17 protein-coding genes are annotated in these 19,070 nt (G+C 73.8%); 9 read left to right on the top strand and 8 right to left on the bottom strand.

Annotation, left to right across the window (positions count from 1 at the left end):
* Window positions 1-185: 185 nt before the first annotated feature.
* Together ACT17Q_RS15250 and ACT17Q_RS15245 are read left to right on the top strand one after the other, a co-directional pair.
* Complete coding sequence (locus ACT17Q_RS15250) at window positions 186-953, top strand: ABC transporter ATP-binding protein (RefSeq protein ID WP_094181597.1); 768 nt, start codon at window positions 186-188, stop codon at window positions 951-953.
* Window positions 953-3,523 carry an ABC transporter permease gene (locus ACT17Q_RS15245; RefSeq protein ID WP_444663490.1) on the top strand — a complete coding sequence of 857 codons (2,571 nt, stop codon included), beginning with the start codon at window positions 953-955 and terminating at the stop codon, window positions 3,521-3,523. Before ACT17Q_RS15250 ends, ACT17Q_RS15245 begins: the two co-directional genes overlap by 1 nt.
* Window positions 3,524-3,595: 72 nt before the next feature.
* On the opposite strand, the gene ACT17Q_RS15240 is transcribed toward ACT17Q_RS15245, so the two are convergent.
* From ACT17Q_RS15240 to ACT17Q_RS15225, 4 genes are all read right to left on the bottom strand, one after another.
* On the bottom strand, window positions 3,596-3,814 hold the full coding sequence (locus tag ACT17Q_RS15240) for a BldC family transcriptional regulator (RefSeq protein WP_094181599.1): 219 nt from the start codon (window positions 3,812-3,814) through the stop codon (window positions 3,596-3,598).
* Window positions 3,815-3,964: 150 nt separating this feature from the next.
* A complete protein-coding gene (locus ACT17Q_RS15235) occupies window positions 3,965-6,022 on the bottom strand; it encodes an elongation factor G (protein ID WP_444663488.1) in 2,058 nt (685 codons plus the stop codon).
* A gap of 150 nt (window positions 6,023-6,172) precedes the next feature.
* Window positions 6,173-7,153 carry an FKBP-type peptidyl-prolyl cis-trans isomerase gene (locus ACT17Q_RS15230; protein WP_444663486.1) on the bottom strand — a complete coding sequence of 327 codons (981 nt, stop codon included), beginning with the start codon at window positions 7,151-7,153 and terminating at the stop codon, window positions 6,173-6,175.
* Between the two features lie 120 nt (window positions 7,154-7,273).
* Complete coding sequence (locus ACT17Q_RS15225; protein ID WP_444663484.1) at window positions 7,274-7,873, bottom strand: Pr6Pr family membrane protein; 600 nt, start codon at window positions 7,871-7,873, stop codon at window positions 7,274-7,276.
* Window positions 7,874-8,052: 179 nt separating this feature from the next.
* On the opposite strand from ACT17Q_RS15225, the gene ACT17Q_RS15220 reads away from it, so the two are divergent.
* From ACT17Q_RS15220 to ACT17Q_RS15205, 4 genes are all read left to right on the top strand, one after another.
* A complete protein-coding gene (locus tag ACT17Q_RS15220; protein WP_444663482.1) occupies window positions 8,053-9,132 on the top strand; it encodes a Gfo/Idh/MocA family protein in 1,080 nt (359 codons plus the stop codon).
* Window positions 9,133-9,219: 87 nt separating this feature from the next.
* Window positions 9,220-9,585 (top strand): hypothetical protein, encoded by a 366-nt coding sequence (locus tag ACT17Q_RS15215; RefSeq protein WP_444663480.1) that lies wholly within the window; start codon window positions 9,220-9,222, stop codon window positions 9,583-9,585.
* A gap of 93 nt (window positions 9,586-9,678) precedes the next feature.
* Window positions 9,679-10,824 (top strand): VIT1/CCC1 transporter family protein, encoded by a 1,146-nt coding sequence (locus tag ACT17Q_RS15210; RefSeq protein ID WP_444663478.1) that lies wholly within the window; start codon window positions 9,679-9,681, stop codon window positions 10,822-10,824.
* Between the two features lie 64 nt (window positions 10,825-10,888).
* On the top strand, window positions 10,889-11,842 hold the full coding sequence (locus tag ACT17Q_RS15205) for a siderophore-interacting protein (RefSeq protein WP_444663476.1): 954 nt from the start codon (window positions 10,889-10,891) through the stop codon (window positions 11,840-11,842).
* Window positions 11,843-11,846: 4 nt separating this feature from the next.
* Here ACT17Q_RS15205 and ACT17Q_RS15200 read toward each other — a convergent pair whose 3' ends face one another.
* The 3 genes from ACT17Q_RS15200 to ACT17Q_RS15190 all read right to left on the bottom strand — a co-directional run bounded on the left by ACT17Q_RS15200 (window position 11,847) and on the right by ACT17Q_RS15190 (window position 13,154).
* On the bottom strand, window positions 11,847-12,182 hold the full coding sequence (locus ACT17Q_RS15200; protein ID WP_444663474.1) for a hypothetical protein: 336 nt from the start codon (window positions 12,180-12,182) through the stop codon (window positions 11,847-11,849).
* 184 nt (window positions 12,183-12,366) lie between these two features.
* On the bottom strand, window positions 12,367-12,966 hold the full coding sequence (locus ACT17Q_RS15195; RefSeq protein WP_444663472.1) for a sugar O-acetyltransferase: 600 nt from the start codon (window positions 12,964-12,966) through the stop codon (window positions 12,367-12,369).
* A gap of 17 nt (window positions 12,967-12,983) precedes the next feature.
* Window positions 12,984-13,154, bottom strand: a complete 171-nt coding sequence (locus ACT17Q_RS15190) for a hypothetical protein (protein ID WP_444663470.1) — start codon at window positions 13,152-13,154, stop codon at window positions 12,984-12,986.
* Between the two features lie 116 nt (window positions 13,155-13,270).
* Here ACT17Q_RS15190 and ACT17Q_RS15185 point away from each other — a divergent pair, with 116 nt between their 5' ends.
* A complete protein-coding gene (locus ACT17Q_RS15185) occupies window positions 13,271-14,725 on the top strand; it encodes a family 43 glycosylhydrolase (protein ID WP_444663468.1) in 1,455 nt (484 codons plus the stop codon).
* A 43-nt stretch (window positions 14,726-14,768) separates the two neighbouring features.
* Entirely contained in the window at window positions 14,769-17,174 is a 2,406-nt protein-coding gene (locus tag ACT17Q_RS15180; RefSeq protein ID WP_444663466.1) for an ATP-binding cassette domain-containing protein, read from the top strand.
* On the opposite strand, the gene ACT17Q_RS15175 is transcribed toward ACT17Q_RS15180, so the two are convergent.
* Entirely contained in the window at window positions 17,162-17,959 is a 798-nt protein-coding gene (locus ACT17Q_RS15175; protein WP_307722677.1) for a GTP pyrophosphokinase, read from the bottom strand. The genes ACT17Q_RS15180 and ACT17Q_RS15175 overlap by 13 nt on opposite strands.
* A gap of 250 nt (window positions 17,960-18,209) precedes the next feature.
* Here ACT17Q_RS15175 and ACT17Q_RS15170 point away from each other — a divergent pair, with 250 nt between their 5' ends.
* Window positions 18,210-19,064 (top strand): universal stress protein, encoded by an 855-nt coding sequence (locus tag ACT17Q_RS15170; protein ID WP_444663464.1) that lies wholly within the window; start codon window positions 18,210-18,212, stop codon window positions 19,062-19,064.
* Window positions 19,065-19,070 lie beyond the last annotated feature (6 nt).

Raw genomic sequence — 19,070 nt, 5'->3', positions numbered from 1 at the left:
CCACCGTAGTCCCGGGCGGGATGGCACGCCGGTCGAGCCGGACGGCTGCCGAGGCCCTGACCAGGACCTTCGTCGGACCGGGGGAACCCTGAGCGGCCCGTGGGGTGACTCAGGGGTGCATCCGGGGGAAAACCCCATCGACCCGGGGGCACCCGGGGACGAGGATCGTCGTCGTGACCACTGACATGCTTCCCCCTGACCCCGCCACGGTGATCGCGTCCGCGCGCGGCCTGGTCAAGACGTACGGCCGCGGCGACACCGCGGTGCACGCCCTCGCCGGGATCGACGTCGACTTCGAGCGCGGTCGGCTGACCGCGACGATGGGCCCGTCGGGCTCCGGCAAGTCGACGCTCATGCACTGCATGGCCGGCCTCGACAAGCCCACGGACGGGACCGTGACGGTCGACGGCGAGGCGGTGTCCTCGATGTCGGAGCGGCGCCTGACCAGGCTGCGTCGCGACCGCCTCGGCTTCGTCTTCCAGGCGTTCAACCTGGTCCCGACGCTGACCGCGCTCGAGAACATCGTGCTGCCCCTCGACATCGCCCGCCGCCCGGTGGACCCCGACCACCTCGACGCGGTGGTGCGCGCGGTGGGTCTGCAGGACCGCCTCGGCCACAAGCCCGCCGAGCTGTCGGGCGGTCAGCAGCAGCGGGTGGCGTGCGCGCGTGCGCTCGTGACGCGTCCGGCGGTCGTGTTCGCCGACGAGCCCACGGGCAACCTCGACTCGACGTCCGCGCGTGACGTGCTGGGCTTCCTGCGCCGCAGCGTGGACGACCTGGGCCAGTCGGTCGTCATGGTGACGCACGACCCGGTCGCCGCGTCGTACGCGGACCGTGTGCTGTTCCTCGCCGACGGCCGGATCGTCGACGAGCTGCTGGCGCCCACGCCGGACTCGGTGCTGGAGCGCCTGGGCCGGCTCACGCGTCAGTCCGCGCCCGCCGAGGTGGTGTGATGCTGCGCGTCACGCTGCGCGGGGTCCGGGCGCACGCCGTCCGGTTCCTGCTCTCGGTGCTGGCCGTGGCCCTCGGGGTCGCGTTCGTCGCGGGCACGTTCAGCCTGCGCACGATGATGTCGAGCACCTTCGACGGGATCGTCGAGGCGTCCGCCCCCGCGGACGCGTACGTGCAGGGCGCGACGCAGGTCGCTGGTGGTGAGGCGGGGTTCAGCGTCGGGGAGACGCGCACGCCCGTGCCGCTCGCGCTGGCCGACGAGCTCGCCCAGGTCGACGGGGTGCGCTATGCGCTGCCGGACGTCGCGGGCTCGATCGTGCTGGTCGGTGCGGACGGTACGGCCGTGCAGTCCACGCAGGCTCCGTCGTTCGGCGTCGCGTTCGACGACCGCGACCCGTACCTCGACCTGGTCGCGGGTGCGGTGCCGCAGGGGGCCGACGAGGTCGCGCTCGAGTCGGCGACGCTCGAGTCGTCGGGTCTGGCGATCGGTGACACGACGCGCGTCGTGATCGACGGCGGGGTGCGCGAGGTGACGGTCGTCGGCCAGGTGGACCTGGGCGGTCCCATGGCGGGCGCGACGATCGTGCTGCTCGACCCGGCGACCGCGGAGGCCGCGTACGCGCCGGACGGCACGGTCGCGCAGATCGCGCTGCACGCCGAGCCCGGGTACGACGAGGCGGCGCTCACCGCCGCCGTCGCGGACGCGCTGCCCACGCTCGCGGGCGGCGACGACGCGCGGGTCGTGACGGGCACCGAGCTGCGCGACGCGCTGCAGTCGGACATCGACGAGATGCTCGGCTTCGTCACGACGTTCCTGCTGATCTTCGCGGTGATCGCGCTGTTCGTCGGCGCGTTCATCATCGCCAACACGTTCGCGATGTCGGTGCGCCAGCGGGTGCGCGAGTTCGCGCTGCTGCGTGCCGTGGGTGCGTCGCCCGGTCAGGTGTTCACGGTGGTCGTCGGGCAGGCCGCGATCGTCGGCCTCGTCGGGGCGGCGCTCGGTGTGCTCGGCGGGCTGGGTCTGGTCTCGGCGCTGCGCGTGGTGTTCGCGCAGATGGGCATGGACCTCACGGCGGACATCCCGCTGTCCACGTCGAACGTGGTGGGCTGCCTGGTGCTCGGCACCGTGGTGTCCGCGGTCGCGTCGGCGTTCCCGGCCCGCACGGCTGCGCTCGTCGCGCCCGTCGAGGCGATGCGTGGCGACATCACGGTGCACGAGCGCTCGCTGCGCCTGCGCGCCGTGCTCGGTACGGCGGTCGTCGCCGCGGGTGCCGCGGCGGTCGTCGCCGCGGTGCTGCGGCCCGCGTCGGAGGCGGCCGACGCGCTGCTCGGCACGGGTGCGGCGCTCGTCCTCGTCGGCGTGCTGGTGGCGTCCCCGACGCTCGCCCGCGCGTCGATGCGGGTCCTCGCCGCGCCGTTCGTCGCGCTGCTGCGGCCCGTGGGGCGGCTCGCCCGCGGCAACGTGGTGCGCAACCCGCGCCGCACCGCGAACACGGCCGGTGCGCTGACGATCGGCATGGCGCTCGTGGGTGCCGTGTCGGTGATCGCCGCGTCCGCGCAGGCGTCGCTCGCGAGCGTCGTCGAGAGCTCCACGGACGCGGACCTCGTGCTGCGCTCGGCGACGTTCGTGATCCCCGAGGGCGCCGCCGACGACGTCGCGGACCTGCCCGAGGTGGGGCGCACGGCCGTCGTCGCGTTCACCCTCGCCGGTGTCTCGCCGGGCCCGGGTGTCACGCCGACGCCGCAGGACGCGGGCGGCGTGGTCGCGCTCGGGGAGGGCGTGCTCGGCTCGACGCTCAAGGTCGACGTGGCCGCGGGTGACACCGCGGCGCTCGCGGACGACACCGCGCTGCTGAACACGGACTTCGCGGGCGACGGCTGGTCGGTGGGCGACACCGTCACGGTGAGCACGGCCGCCGGGTCGCGGGACCTGCGGGTCGGTGCGCTGTTCTCCAGCCAGGTCGTCGGCTCGTCGGTGGTCGTCACGCCGGCCGTGCTCGACGAGCTCGCGCCCGGCGAGGCGCAGCAGATCGACACGGTGTTCGTGGACGCGGCGGCCGGCGTCTCGCCGGACGCGCTGCGTGCCGCGGTGACCGACGCGGTCGCGCCGTACGTCGTGGTGTCCGTGCAAGACCGCGACGAGTTCGTGGACCAGATGGCCGCGCAGGTCGACCAGCTGCTGGTGATCCTGTACGCGCTGCTGGGCCTGTCGCTCGTCATCGCGGTGCTGGGCATCGTGAACACGCTCGCGCTGTCGGTCATCGAGCGGACCCGGGAGATCGGGCTGCTGCGGGCCGTGGGGCTCGGGCGGCTGCAGCTCGCGGGGACGGTGACCGTGGAGTCGGTGCTCACCGCGGTGTTCGGGACGGTCGTCGGCCTCGTCGTCGGCGTCGGGCTCGCGGCCGCGCTGCCCACGGTCTACGCGGAGGACGGGCTCGACCAGCTCGTCGTCCCGTGGGGCGGGCTCGTGACGATGGTCGTGCTGGCCGTGGTCGTGGGGGTCGTCGCGGCGCTGTGGCCCGCGACGCGCGCGGCCCGCATGCGCGCGCTCGAGGCGATCGCCTCCGAGTGACGCGCACCGAGCCGGGTCGTGGCGTGCGCAGCGTGCGCCGCGACCCGGCTCGCACCCGGTGACGGGTGCGGGCTACTCGTCGGACGAGGCCTGCGTGGGTGGTTCGCGGAGCGCCAGCACCTCGGCCTCGCGGTAGCGCCGGTGCCCGCCGAGCGTGCGCACCGCGGAGAGCTTGCCGGCGCGCGCCCACCGCGTCACCGTCTTCGGGTCCACCCGGAAGTAGGACGCCACCTCGGCGGGGGTGAGGAGCGTCTCGGTGTGATCGTCCTGGTGGTGCTGCTGCTGCGGCATGGGTGCCTCCTTGCAACCGTTTCGCGTGGCAACTGGTGCACCACGCTGCCCTGATCGCACGGTTCGTGCACTTCGTGCCCGCCGGGTTCGCCCGAACGTACCAGCGGCCGCCTGCACCGCCCCGGGGCGGTTCGCCGCACCCCGCCCGCGTCAGGCCGTGACCAGGTGGTCCGGGCAGACCTCGTACGTCCCGGGCGCGACGGTGAGCTCGGCACGGCCGCCGGTCAGAGAGCGCAGGTCGAGCACGTACCGCGTGAGCTCGGACTGCGGCACGTCCGCCTCGATCACCACGCGCCCGTCGTCGAGCGTCGTCGTGGTCGTGATGCGGCCGCGCCGGCCGGACAGGTCGCCCATGACGTCGCCCTGCACCGACGGCGGGACGGTCACGCTGACGTGGTCGATCGGCTCGAGGACCACCGTGCCCGCGGCGGCGAGCGCGTCGCGCAGGCCGTTCGCGGCGGCCGTGCGGAACGCCATGTCGGACGAGTCCACCGAGTGCGCCTTGCCGTCGTACACCTCGACGCGCAGGTCCACCACGGGGTAGCCGTGCGGACCGCCGTGCGCCATCGCCTCGACCACCCCGCGCTCCACCGCCGGGAGGTAGTTGCGCGGGATCGCCCCGCCGACCACCGAGTCGACGAACTCGAGGCCGGCACCGTGCGGCGCGGGGGAGACCCGCAGGTGCGCGACGGCGAACTGCCCGTGCCCGCCGGACTGCTTCTTGATCTTGCCCTCGGCCTCGACCGGGCGGCGGATCGTCTCCCGGTACGCCACGGGCACGGGCGACGTCGACACGTGCACGCCGAACACGCGCGCCAGACGCTCGAGCGCGACGGCGAGGTGCGTGTCGCCGAGCCCGCGCAGCACCGTGCGGTCCGACGAGCGGTCGACGAGGAGCGTCGGGTCCTCCGCCACGAGCCGGGTCAGCGCGGCGGACAGGCGGTCGTCGTCGGACTGGGTCACGGGCTCGAGCACGAGCCCGTACACCCCCTGCCGCGGACGCACCGCGGGCGCCGACATCGCGGCGCCCGGTCCGTTGCGGTCGGCCAGCAGCGAGCCGCTGGGCGTCCCGGTGAGCTTCGCCACCGCGACCACGTGGCCCGCCTGCGCCTCCTCGACGGGCAGGTGCTCCTTGCCGCGCAGGCGGAACACCCCGGGGACGCGCTCCTCGGTGCGGGTCGTGGTGTTGACGAGCCGGTCGCCCGCGCGCAGCGTGCCGGACAGCACGCGCAGCAGCGTGACCTGCCCGACGAACGGGTCGGCGACCGTGCGGAACGCGTGCACGAGCACCGGGCCGACCGGGTCGACCTGAACCTCGACGGGCGTGTCGCCCGCGAGCACGTGCGCGGGCCGGTCGCTGGGTGCGGGTCCGAGCTCGCACAGCAGGTCAGCGAGCCGGTCGACGCCCACCTGCGTGACGCCCGAGACGACGAGCACGGGGAACGCCTCGCCGTCGCGCACCTCGTGCGCGAGCGTGCGCTCGAGCTCGTCGGCCGACGGCTCCTCGCCGCTGAGGTATCGCTCGAGCGCGTCGTCGTCGTGCGACACGATCTCCTCGGTGACCTCGTCGTGCAGGCGGTGCTCCTCGTCGGCCACGTCGTCCGGGACGGGACCCGTCGAGTGCCGGCCGTCGGGCGTGTACTCGAGCCCCTCCTGCGCGAGCACGTCCGCGACGCCGTGGAACGCCTGCTCCTCGCCGAGCGGCAGCTCGACGGGCACGAAGCCGTCACCGAACGCCGCGCGCAGGTCCTCCAGCACGTGGTGGAAGTCCGCGCGCGCCTTGTCCTCCTTGGTCACGACGACCATGCGCGGCACGCCCGCGGCCTCGGCGAGCCGCCAGGCGACGTGCGTCCCCGGCTGCACGCCGTCGACCGCGGAGACGACGACGAGCGCGAGGTCCGCGACCGCGAGCGCCGCGTCCACCGCGCCCACGAAGTCCGCCGAGCCGGGGGTGTCGAGCAGCGTCACGTCGTGCAGCGCGCCGTCCGGCGTGGTCCACGTGAACGGCAGCGAGGACAGCGTCAGGGAGATGCCGCGCGCGATCTCCTCGGGCTCGTGGTCGCTGACCGTCGAGCCGTCCTCGACCCTCCCGGGCCTCGGGATCACGCCGGCGCGGTGCAGGAGCGCCTCGGTGAGGGTCGTCTTGCCCGCGCCCGAGGCTCCCACCAGGGCCACGGTGCGGATCCTGGGCGTCGTTGCCTGGTCCATGCTCGTCTCCCCGGCCGCCAGGCGGGTGCGAGGGCGGTTCCCACGGTGATCGTCGGCGACCTGGGCCCACGATAACGACGCACCCCCGGTGCCGTCAGGACGTCGGTCCCTGGGCGCCGGGGGTGCGTGCGTACGGAGTGCGGCGGTCGGTCAGGAGGCCCACAGGACGTCGACGACGAACACCAGCGTCGAGTTCGCGGGGATCTTGCCGTTCTCCTTGTCCCCGTAGCCGAGGTCCGGCGGGACGACGAGCAGCACCTGGTCGCCGACGTGCGTGCCGACGAGGCCCTGGTTCCAGCCGTCGATGACCTGCGCGTTGCCGATCGAGGAGACGGGGAACGGCTGGCCGTTGGCCCAGCTGGAATCGAAGACCGTGCCGTCCCAGAGCGCGCCGTGGTACTGGACGAGGATGTTGTCGCCCTCCTCGACCTCCTTGCCGGTGCCCTTGATGAGGGGCTGCACGACGAGCTCGGTCGGGGCGTCGGCGGTCGCGGCAGTGAGCGTCGGGGCGCCGTCGTCCGCGAGCTCGACGGTCGGCAGGCCCTCGACCGGTGCGACGGCCTCGCCCTGCGCGCGCGAGCCGATCTTCTGCACCGGCTCGAGCACGTACACCTGCGTCACGTCGCCCGAGACGAGCGCGAACACGACCTGCGCGCCGAGCTTCTCGCCGACCAGCACCTCGTCGAGCGCGGGGATGCCGCTGCCGTCCTCGGCGACGCTCCACGTGCCCGTGGCCTTGTCCTGGTAGGTGCTGCCGAGCTTCTCGCCGTCCTCGCCGTTCACGGCGGTCAGCTGGATCTCGAGCGTGTCGCCCGCCGCGATCGCCTCGCCGTCGCCGGGTGTCGCGACGCGTGCGACGGCCGCCGAGACGGAGAACGGCGTGCTGGGCAGGGTGATGGTGGGCTCGCTGCCGGGCTCGCCCTCGACCTCGACCTTCTCGAGCGCGGCGACGTCCTCGGCGGAGGCGGTCGCGGGGGCGGTCGGCGCAGCGGTCGCGTCGGTGTCCGCGGTGGTCGTCGCGGTGGGCGTGGCGTCCGGTCCGTTGTCGTCGTCGCTGCACGCGGCGAGCGTGAGGGCGAGCGACGCCGCGATCGCGGCGGCGGCCAGGCGGCGGTGGGGCGTGCGGCGCACGGTGAGCTCCGGGGGTCGGGGAGCCGCCGCAACGGCGACGACCCACGAACGGTACGCGACTCGGCTGGGAGGTGTCTGGGCGTCCCGCCCCGCAAACGGTTCGTACCGGTCCGCGTGGGGTCAGGTGCGTGTCGTGACCGGGGAGCCGACGAGCGCGCGCTTCGGCAGGCGGCGGTCGAGCAGGATGATGACGAGCCCCAGCGCCGCGAAGCCCACGCCGTACACGAGCACGTTGAGCAGCAGGCCGCCCCACCCGAGCTCGCCGAGGTCGATGAAGCCGTACGGGTAGCCGAGGTCCCACACGGTGCCGCGCACGGTCGTGACCACGACGTACGCGACCAGGTACGTCAGCCACCACCACGCGTACCGCCAACGCATGCGGCGGTGCGGGTCGGGGTTGAGCTGGTGCTCGATCTGCCCGGCGGTGAGCCCGAGCGTGAGCGCCGGCGCGCCTGCCGCCTCGGGCTCCAGCACGAACGTCGCGACGAGGCCGGTGATCGCCAGGAAGAGCGTCACGCCGCCCTTGAGCCACCCCGGCGGCTGCGGCGCGCCGCGCAGCGACGAGATCCCCGCCCACGTCATCACGACGGCCAGCAGGAAGCCGGACTGGTTGGTGAAGTACAGCAGGCCGTCGAGCTCACCGTGCAGCCAGATGTCGCGCGTCCCCATGAGCGCGAGGTACACGACGAAGAACCGGAACAGCGCGACGACGACGTCCACGTGACCTCCTGGGCGGCTCCTGGTCGGCGGCGGTCGGCACCGGCGCCGACGCGGACGTCAGCGTGCCACCGCACGCCGGGCGCGCGCACCGCGCCGCGCCGCTCGTCGTGCCCCTGTCGGTGGGGGTTCGTAGGGTTCGGTGCGTTCGTACCGGTGGGCCACGACCTTCAGGAGGACGCATGGCGGCGCTGCGGTTCGGGATCGTCGGGAGCGGCTGGCGTGCCCAGTTCTTCGCGCGGGCGGCGCGCGCGCTGCCGGAGCGGTTCGCCGTCACGGGGGTGGTGACGCGGTCGGCGGAGCGTGGTGCGCAGGTCGAGCGGGAGTGGGGCGTGCCGACGGTGCGCACAGTGGCGGACCTGCTCGCGGCGCCCGACCGGCCCGAGCTCGTCGTCGTGTCCGTGCCCTGGCCCGTGACGCCCGAGGTGACCCGCGAGCTCGTCGCCGCCGGCGTCCCGGTGCTGGCCGAGACGCCGCCCGCACCCGACGTCGCCGGGCTCGAGAGCCTGTGGGCGGACGTCGGGGCGTCGGGGCTGGTGCAGGTCGCCGAGCACAGCCCGTTCATGCCCGCGCACCAGGCGCGGCGCGCGGTCGTCGAGGCCGGGCTGATCGGCGAGCCGACGAGCGTGCAGGTCTCGTCCACGCACCTGTACCACGCGGTCGGCCTGATCCGGTTCCTGCTGGGCGTGGGCCGCGGACCCGCGACGGTGCGGGCGCAGCGCTTCACCGCGCCCCTGCTGGACCCGGTCGCGCGCGACGGCTGGACCGACGCCACGCAGCCGACGCCCGCGGGCACCGTGCTCGCGACGCTCGACCTGGGCGGTGGGCGCAGCGGCCTGTACGACTTCACCGACAACCAGTGGCACAACCCGCTGCGCACCAACCGGGTGGTCGTGCGCGGCTCGCACGGGGAGGTCGTCGACGACGCCGTCACGTGGTGGGGCGGCGACCGGACCGTCCTGACCAGCCGCATCGACCGGCGTACGAGCGGCGTCGAGCAGGACCTCGACGGCTTCGACCTCACGCACCTGAGCCTGGGGGAGCGCGTGCTGTACCGGAACCCGTTCGTCGGGACACGGTTCGCCGACGACGAGCTGGCGGTCGCCCACCTGCTCGCGGCGTGCGCGTCGTGGCTGCACGACGACGGCCCGCAGCCCTACCCGCTCGCGGACGGCATCCACGACCACCGGCTCGGCCTGGCGATCGGCGAGGCCGCCGAGACCGGCCAGGCCGTCACGCTCCCGGTGCCGCACTGGGCCTGAACGTCCGGATGCGCGATCCGCGAGCCGGTGCGAGCGTCGAGGGAGGGCCGGTCGTCGGGCGACGACCGCGACCTGCCGGGAGGTGCGATGGCTGTCACCGCGTTCGGGGATCTTCCCCTGGCCGACCGCGACCGTGAGTGGGACGGCGCGGCCGCCGAGAAGCGGGTGCGGGAGTGGGCGAAGGCCCAGGACGGGCCGAACGAGCGGTACCGCGACGCGCACGTCTGGTACGACGCGGACTCGAAGCAGAACTTCACCGCCTACAAGCTGCTCATCGCGGACGTCGTGGACGGACGGCTCACGGCGGTGCCGCGTGGCGTGTTCGCAGCGGCGGCCGTGATGCAGGGATCACGCGGCGGCGTGGACGTCCCCGCCACGGACGTCGACCGCATCAAGAGCCACCTGGCCAAGTACTACGCGAAGCTCGACGAGACCCCGCCCTGGGAGTCCTGACCGGAGCAGGCGTCGGGGCGGCTGCCCGGACCTGCGGATTCGGCTCTGCGAACTCGGCCCCGAGTCCGTGATGTCCGTATCCCGCCTGCCACCATGGAGGCCGTGACCTCCCCGACTGCCCCCACCCGTGCCCAGGTCCGCAGGTGGCGCCAGTACCTCGCGGACGAGCGCGCCGAGGCCGCGGCGTACCGCGACCTGGCGTCCCGCCGCACCGGCGAGGAGCGCGAGATCCTGCTCGCGCTCGCCGAGGCCGAGCGCCGCCACGAGCAGCACTGGCTCGACCTGCTGGGTGACGAGGTCGGCAAGCCGCTGCGCGGCGACTGGCGTACGCGCGTGCTCGGCTGGCTGGCGCGCCGGTTCGGGTCCGTGTTCGTCCTGGCGCTCGCGCAGCGGGCGGAGGCGCGCTCGTCGTACGACGACGACGCGGACGCGACCGCGCAGATGGCCGCCGACGAGCGCATCCACGAGGAGGTCGTGCGCGGGCTCGCGATGCGGGGGCGCAACCGCATGTCCGGCACGTTCCGCGCCGCGGTGTTCGGCGCGAACGACGGGCTGGTGTCGAACCTCGCGCTCGTCATGGGCATCGGCGCGTCGGGTGTCTCGCAGCAGACCGTGCTGCTGTCCGGACTCGCCGGGCTGCTGTCCGGTGCGCTGTCGATGGGGGCGGGCGAGTACGTCTCGGTGCGCTCGCAGCGCGAGCTGTTGGAGGCGTCGCGGCCCGGCCCGCACGCGCGGGCGGCGCTGCCGCACCTCGACGTCGACGCCAACGAGCTCGCGCTCGTCTACCGCGCACGCGGCATGGCCCCGCAGGACGCCGACGCCCACGCACGGCAGGTGCTCGGTTCGCTCGAGGCGTCGGGCGCCGCGCTCGTCGTGCCGGTCGACCCGGATGGTCCCGAGGGTGCCGCCGGGCCCGAGGACGCGACGGCGGGTGCGCCCGAGGTCGACGAGCACGAGACCGTCGGCACCGCGGTCGGTGCCGCGCTCGCGAGCTTCTGCTTCTTCGCGTCGGGCGCCGCGGTGCCCGTGGTGCCGTACCTGCTGGGTGCCGAGGGGTGGCACGCGGTCGCGTGGTCCGCGGGGCTCGTCGGGATCGCGCTGCTCGTCACGGGCGCGGTGGTCGGGCTGCTGTCCGGCACGTCGCCCGCGCGGCGCGCGCTGCGCCAGCTTGCGATCGGGTGGGGTGCCGCGGCCGTGACGTACCTGCTCGGACTCGCGTTCGGCACGACCGTCGGGTGACCTGCGGCGGACGTGTGACGGACATCGTCTTGTTTGGTAAGGCTTGCCTGCCTACAGTGGCCGCGTGACCGTGACCCAGACCGTGACCCAGACCGAGGCGCCCGCCCCGTTCCGCACGTTCCACGTCCAGGTCCGGGCGCTGGAGCGCGTCTGCCCCAGCCTGCTGCGCGTGACGTTCACCGGCGAGGACCTCGACAGGTTCGCCGACAACGGCTTCGACCAGCGCATCAAGTTCTTCCTGCCGCTCGACTGCGGCTACGAGGGCCTGCTCGACCTCACGCAGAGCGGCGACTGGTACGGCCGCTGGCGCGCGCTGCCCGACGACCGGCGGCACCCCATCCGCACCTACACCGCGCGTGGCGTCCGCCAGGACGTGCGCGAGCTCGACGTCGACATCGTCCTGCACGGCGACGCCGGCCCCGCGTCCCGCTGGGCCACCAGCGCACAGGTCGGCGACGAGCTCGTCGTGCTCGGTCCCAACGCGGACGCGACCGGCCCGCACGGCGGCGTCGACTTCGTCCCGCCCCTGCACACCGAGGCGTTCCTCATCGCGGGCGACGAGACCGCTCTGCCCGCCATCGCGAACATCCTCGAGCGCCTGCCCCGCGACGCCCGCGGCGAGGCCCTGATCGAGATGCCGCTGTCCGCCGACCGGATGTCGATCGACGCCCCCGCCGGCGTCACCATCCACTGGCTCGGGCGTGACGGCGCGCCGCACGGCGCGCTGCTCGACCCCGCGGTCCGCGAGGCCGCCGCGCGCGTGCTGCCCCGCGGCTCGTCGGGCGACCTCGACGACGTGCCGTGGGCGTACGACACCGACGACATGCTGTGGGAGGTGCCCGTCGACCCCGCGACCGGCGCTCCGATGCGTCAGGACTCGCCCGTCTACGCGTGGCTCGCCGGTGAGTCCGCGGTCATTCGCGGCCTGCGCCGCCACCTCGTCACCGAGCGCGGCATCGACCGCAAGGCCGTCGCGTTCATGGGCTACTGGCGCCACGGCAGGTCCGAGGCGAGCTGACCCGCTACGGCGCCGGAGACGGCACCGGGTCGTGCAGCACGGTCTCGGTGTGGGTGCCGCGAGCGAACACGAACCAGTACACCGACGCTGCCACCGCCAACGCGGCGACGACGGTCGCGACGCCCAGCCACGGGTTGCCTCGCAGTGCCGGGTTCCTGACGAGCAGCCCGACGCAGTAGCCGAGAGCGACCAGGGAGATCAGCGCCCCGGCCGGCGGCAGCAGCACGAGCAGCGCCGCGCCGGTCACGGCCGTGACCACGGCGCCTCGCACCGCGCGCCGTTCCTGAGCGCCCGGACGTGCCGGTCGCTCGACGCCGTCCTCGATGCTCCGCCGGTCCACGTCGGCTCGTCCTGCTCGGTTCACGTGCGTCGTCCCCCTCGACCGCCGGCGTCGTCACCACGCCGCCCACCCGAACGGTAGCGACCGGGGACGGGCGTCGCGCCCGTCTCCACGGCTTGCGCCGGCGCCACGTCGGGCGGAGGACCTCTGACGTGGCGCGACCTTCTCCACCCGTCGTCCTGGGTCAGAGGTGGGTGGGGGTGTAGCCCGTGCGGTCGGCGTCGGTGATCGCGCGCAGGACGCGGGCCGGGACACCGGCCGCGACCGTGCTCGGCGGGACGTCGCGGGTGACGACGCTGCCCGAGCCGATCACGGCGCCGTCGCCGATGGTCACGCCCGGGTTGATGGTGACGTGCCCACCGACCCACACGCGTGAGCCGATGGTGACGGGCCGCGCGTAGCAGGCGCCCGCGGCGCGCTCGGCGGGGTCGAGCGCGTGGTTGGAGGTGAAGATGCCGACGCGCGGGCCGAGCAGCACGTCGTCGCCGATGGTGATGCCGCCGCCGTCGAGCATCACGCAGTCGAAGTTCGCGTAGAAGTTCCGGCCGACGCGGATGTTGAACCCGAACTCGCACCGGAACGTGGGTTCGAGGTGCGCACCCTCGCCGGCCGAGCCGAGCAGCGCACGCAGCAGCGCGAGGCGCTCGTGCGGCGGGCGGCCGAACGCGGCGTTGTACCGGTCGGTGCCGAGCACGGCCCGCTCACGGGCGGCGACGAGCTCGGGGGTGAGGTCGTCGTACATCGCGCCCGTGAGGATGTGGCGGCGCTGCGCGTCGAGGTCCATGACGGTCTCCGGTGGGCTCAGGGTAGCGGGTCGGCCGGTCCGGGGTAGGACGGCTGCGCGCCGAGGCGGGCGACCGAGTATGCCGCGACGCGCGTCGCGTGCGCGGACGTCTCGCGCAGCCCGTGACCTGCCGCGGCGGGGGAGTCGAGCGCGCGGCCCAGGATTGTCGCGACCTCGTGCTCGTTCACGACGAGGGCCCCCGGGGCCCGCACGCGCCCGTGGCCAGGTTAGTGGGTGGAGAAACGCTTGCCAGGTGAGCGTTTCTCCACCCACGTCCGCGTGCTGCCGTGGCAGGGTGGTCGCCGTGCCGCTGCCGTCGCGTCCCGTGATCCCGGGCTTCCACCCCGACCCCTCCGTGTGCCGGGTGGGGGACACCTACTACCTCGCGTGCTCGAGCTTCGAGTACGCGCCGGGGGTGCCGATCTTCACCTCCGACGACCTGCTGACCTGGACGCCGGTCGGCCACGCGCTGCACACCGCGGAACAGCTGAAGGTCGCGGACGCGAACCCGTCGGGCGGCATCTACGCCCCGACGCTGCGGCACCACGACGGCCGGTTCTGGATGGTCACGACGAACGTCTCGGACGGTCCGGGCCACCTGCTGGTCACGGCGGACGATCCCGCGGGGCCGTGGAGCGCGCCGGTCCGCATCGAGGGTGCGGGCGGCATCGACCCGGACCTGGCCTGGGACGAGGACGGCACGTGCTACTTCACGTGGTGCGACCAGGGCCTGCGCCAGGCGGTGCTGGACCCGGCGACGGGCGAGCTGCTGACCGAGCCGCGCCTGGTGTGGGAGGGCACGGGCGGCGAGCACGTCGAGGGCCCGCACCTGTACCGGGTGGACGGCCGGTGGTACCTGATGGCCGCGGAGGGCGGCACCGCCGCGGGGCACATGGAGACGATCGCGCGCGGCCCCTCGCCGTCCGGCCCGTGGGAGCCGTACCCCGGCAACCCGGTCCTGACGGCGCGCAGCACGGGTGGTGTGGTGCGCAGCACCGGGCACGCGGACCTGGTCCAGCGGCCGGACGGCTCGTGGGCGATGGTGTTCCTCGGGGTGCGGCCGCGCGGCTACTTCCCGGCGTTCCACGTGCGGGGCCGCGAGACGTTCGCGGTCGAGGTGACGTGGGTCGACGGGTGGCCGGTCGTGGGGGAGCCCATCGAGCCCGACGAGGTCGCGCCGCTGCGCGAGCACGGTCCCGCGGACTCGTGGGTGGGGGCGCACGTGTTCCCCGACGAGGTGCTGCGACGCGCGGGCGAGGCGTGGGAGCTGTCGGCGCAGCCGGCGGGGCGCACGTTCGTCGGGCGGCGGCAGGAGCACGAGACGGTGGTCGCGCACGCCCGTGTCGAGGCGGGGCCCGGCGTCGTCGGCGGGCTCGAGGTGCGGATGGACCCGCAGCACGCGGTGACGCTCGAGGTCGAGGGTTCGCGGGTGCGCGCGGTCGCACGCGTGGGCACGCTCACGTCGGTGCTCGGCGAGGCGCAGGTCGACGACGACGCGCTGCTGGAGGTCGCGGTGCGCCCGTCCCCGAAGGGGCGGTTCGACATCCGGCGTGGGCCGGACGAGATCGTCGCGGCGGTCGAGGACGCGCAGGGCCGCCGCGAGCTGGGCCGGCTCGACGGACGGTACCTGTCCACCGAGGTCGCGGGCGGGTTCACGGGCCGCATGGTCGGGCTGGTCGCGGAGCGCGGGACGCTGACCGTCCGGTCGTTCGAGTACCGGGGGCACGACGAGGCGATGGGTCCCGACTGGTACCTGTGACGCGCGCTCGAGGAGTGTGGGACGCGCCCGTTAGCGTGACCGCATGACGAGCACCCGGGACGGCGTCACCGACGACGCGACTCGCCACGCGGCGGACAGCCACGACCTCATCCGCGTGCGCGGCGCGCGCGAGAACAACCTCAAGGACGTGGACGTCGACCTGCCCAAGCGGCGGCTCACGGTGTTCACGGGCGTGTCCGGCTCGGGCAAGAGCTCGCTCGTGTTCGGCACGATCGCGGCCGAGTCGCAGCGCATGATCAACGAGACCTACCCGGCGTTCGTGCAGGGCTTCATGCCGAACCTGCCGCGCCCGGACGTGGACGTCCTGGAAGGGCTGACCACGGCGATCATCGTCGACCAGGAGCGCATGGGCGCGAACTCGCGCTCGACGGTCGGCACCGCGACGGACGTCAACGCGAAGCTGCGCATCCTGTTCTCGCGTCTCGGGCAGCCGTACATCGGCTCGTCGCAGGCGTTCGCGTTCAACATCCCGACCGTGCGCGGCGGCGGTGCCGTCACGGTCGAGGGCGCGCACGGGGCGAAGACCGAGCGGCGCTCGTTCACGCAGCTCGGCGGCATGTGCCCGCGCTGCGAGGGGATGGGCTCGGTCACGGACTTCGACCTCACGGCGCTGTTCGACGCGAGCAGGACGCTCAACGAGGGCGCCCTCACGATCCCGAACTACACGATGGACGGCTGGTACGGCCGGATCTTCCGCGAGTCCGGGTTCTTCGACCCCGACAAGCCGCTCGGGGAGTACAGCAAGAAGGAGCTCGACGACCTGCTCTACAAGGAGCCGGTGCGGATCAAGGTCGAGGGCATCAACGTCACGTACGAGGGCCTGGTCCCGCGCATCCAGAAGTCGTTCCTGTCCAAGGACCGCGAGGCGATGCAGCCGCACATCCGCGCGTTCGTCGACCGTGCGGTCACGTTCACCACGTGCCCCGAGTGCCACGGCACCCGGCTCAACGAGACCGCGCGCTCGTCGACCATCGGGGGCGTCTCGATCGCCGACGCGTGCGCGATGCAGATCAGCGACCTGGCGCAGTGGGTGCGCGGCATCGACGAGCCGTCCCTCGCACCGCTGCTGACGTCGCTGACCGAGACGCTCGACTCGTTCGTCGACATCGGCCTCGGGTACCTCAGCCTCGACCGGCCGGCGGGCACGTTGTCCGGCGGCGAGGCGCAGCGCACCAAGATGATCCGGCACCTCGGCTCGTCGCTCACCGACGTGACGTACGTGTTCGACGAGCCGACGATCGGCCTGCACCCGCACGACGTGCAGCGCATGAACGACCTCCTGCTCCAGCTGCGGGACAAGGGCAACACCGTGCTCGTCGTGGAGCACAAGCCGGAGTCGATCGAGATCGCGGACCACGTGGTCGACCTGGGCCCGCGCGCCGGCTCGGCGGGCGGGCAGGTGTGCTTCGAGGGCACGGTCGAGGCGCTGCGCAGGTCCGGGACGCTCACCGGGCGGCACCTCGACGACCGTGCGCGCCTCAAGGACGAGGTCCGCACGTCGACGGGCGCGATCGAGATCCGTGGTGCGAGCACGCACAACCTGCAGGACGTGGACGTGGACGTCCCGCTCGGCGTGCTCGTCGTGGTCACGGGCGTGGCCGGGTCCGGCAAGAGCTCGCTCATCCACGGCTCGCTCGGCCGGCGGGACGACGTCGTGGAGATCGACCAGTCGGCGATCCGCGGCTCGCGCCGCAGCAACCCCGCGACGTACACGGGGCTGCTCGAGTCGATCCGCAAGGCGTTCGCGAAGGCCAACGGGGTCAAGCCCGCGCTGTTCAGCGCGAACTCCGAGGGTGCGTGCCCCGCGTGCAACGGCGCGGGCGTGATCTACACGGACCTCGCGATGATGGGCGGCGTCACCACGCCGTGCGAGGAGTGCGAGGGGCGGCGGTTCCAGGCCGCGGTGCTCGAGTACACCCTCGGCGGGCGGAACATCGCCGACGTGCTCGACATGCCGGTCGCGGAGGCCGAGGAGTTCTTCGCCGCGGGCGACGCGCGCACCCCCGCCGCGCACAAGATCCTCGACCGGCTCGTCGACGTCGGGCTCGGCTACCTGAGCCTGGGACAGCCGCTGACGACCCTGTCCGGCGGCGAGCGTCAGCGCCTCAAGCTCGCGACGCACATGGGCACCGACGGGGGCGTCTACGTGCTCGACGAGCCCACGTCGGGGCTGCACCTCGCGGACGTCGAGCAGCTGCTCGCGCTGCTGGACCGGCTGGTCGACTCGGGCAAGTCGGTGGTCGTGATCGAGCACCACCAGGCGGTCATGGCGCACGCGGACTGGATCATCGACCTCGGCCCGGGCGCGGGCCACGACGGTGGTCGCGTGGTGTTCGAGGGCACGCCCGCCGCGCTCGTCGCGGACGCCTCGACGCTGACGGGCGAGCACCTCGCCCGGTACGTCGGGGCGGGGGCTCAGACCAGGTAGGTGCCGAGGTGCCCGGCCGTGCCGGCGTCGCCCGGCGCGCCGGGTGCGCCGTCGGTGAGGTCGTCGGTCGGGTTCGGGCGGACCTCGTCGCGCAGGCGGCTCATGCGTGCGTCGAGGTCGGCGGCCACCCGGGCCGCGTCGTCGATCTCGGCGCGCAGGTGGGCCGGCATGTCCGCGGAGTACTTGTAGCGGAGCTTGTGCTCCATGCTCGCCCAGAAGTCCATGGCGATCGTGCGGATCTGCAGCTCGACGGGGATGTGCTCGGTGTGCCGGGACAGGAACACCGGCACCTGGACGATGAGGTGCAGCGAGCGGTACCCGTTCGGCTTCGGGTTGGCGATGTAGTCCTTCGTCGTGAGCACGGTGAGGTCGGGCTGCGCGCTGAGCATCTGCGCGATCCAGTAGACGTCGGAGACGAACGAGCAGGTGATCCGGATGCCGGCGATGTCCCGGATGCTCGCCCGGATCGCGGGGACCGTGAGGTCCACACCCTGCCGCAGCGCCTTGCTGAGCAGGCTGTCCGGGGACTTCAGACGCGAGCGGACGTGCTCGATCGGGTTGTAGTCGTACATCGTCGCGAACTCGTCACGCAGGATCGCGATCTTCGTCGAGACCTCGTCGATCCCGAACTGGTAGTACATCTGCAGCCGCTGGAACTCGTCGCCCACCTCGCGCAGGCGGGCGAACACCTCGCCCGCGTCGACGGTGACCCCGGTGCGGCCCGCCAGGTCGCGCAGCCGGGTCTCGACCTGCGTCTGCAGCTCGTGGGGGTGCGGGGCGGGCACGGGTCCTCCAGGGCGGGGCGTGGTTCGTCGTCCCCCACGCTAACGAGCGCGGCTGTCGACGAGTGCCGCAGAAGGTCCCGGCGGTCGTCGTCGGCCCCGCGCCAGGACGCGGTCCGACGAACGGGATCAAGGACCCACGCGCTCGGGCCGTGACCGTGGTATGCCGGAGGTGAGCAGCACCGCGCGTCGGCCCCGAGCCGTCAGCCCGACGACTGCCGGTGCGCGGCTGTTCGACGAGGACGTGGGGGCCATGACCACCGAGCAGAGGGTGACGCAGTCCCAGGCCGACTCGACACGGGCGGGTGCCGCTCCCGGACCCGGATGGCTCGTCGTCGGTGACGACCGGGGTGAGGCGTCGGCGACGTTGTGGGGCTGGGTCGCGGCGCAGCCGTGGCCGGGGTGGCGGGTGACCGCCGTGACGGCGCGGCCGCGTTCCGACGAGGCGCCGGGTGAGCGCGCGCTGCCGCACGCGTGGAGCCCGGAGCCGCCGCGCGAGCTACCGGGCAACCACGTCGAGCACCTGGTCGCGGAGGCGGACCCGCGCGTGGTCCTCGACGGGTACGACGATGCCGACCTCGTCGTCGTGGGGCCGCGCGGGCGCGGGCTGCTCAAGCGGCTAGGGCTGGGCAGCACGGCCGAGTGGCTCGTGTCCTCGCACCGCCCGCTGACCCCGGTGCTCGTGGCGCGCGGCACGGAGCCGGTGCGGCACGTGCTGGTCTGCGCGGACGGCTCGCCGGACGCGACCGACGCGGTGCGCACGCTCGCGGCGCTGCCGCTGCTGCACGGCACGCACGTCACGGTGCTCGGTGTGGACACGCTCGAGGCACACGAGAGCGACGCGATGACCGCGGCGGCGCACGTGCTGCGCGAGGCGGGTGCCGGCGAGGTCCGCACGCTGCTCGTCGGCGCGGTGCCCATGACGGTGACGTTCGACGTGCGCCCGACGATCCTCGGGATGATCGACAAGATCGAGCCGGACCTGGTGGTCGTGGGCACGCGGGGCCTGGGTGGGCTGCGCCGGGCGGTGCTCGGCTCGACCGCGCAGGCCGTGGTGCACCACGCGCCGTGCTCGGTGCTGGTGGGGCGCGCGACGCTGCACGAGTGACGCCGG

The sequence above is a fragment of the Cellulomonas sp. CW35 genome (assembly GCF_052378485.1).
GTDB lineage: Bacteria > Actinomycetota > Actinomycetes > Actinomycetales > Cellulomonadaceae > Cellulomonas > Cellulomonas uda.
The sequence above is the reverse complement of the archived record's forward strand: the minus strand, read 5'-3'. Positions and strand labels throughout refer to the sequence as shown.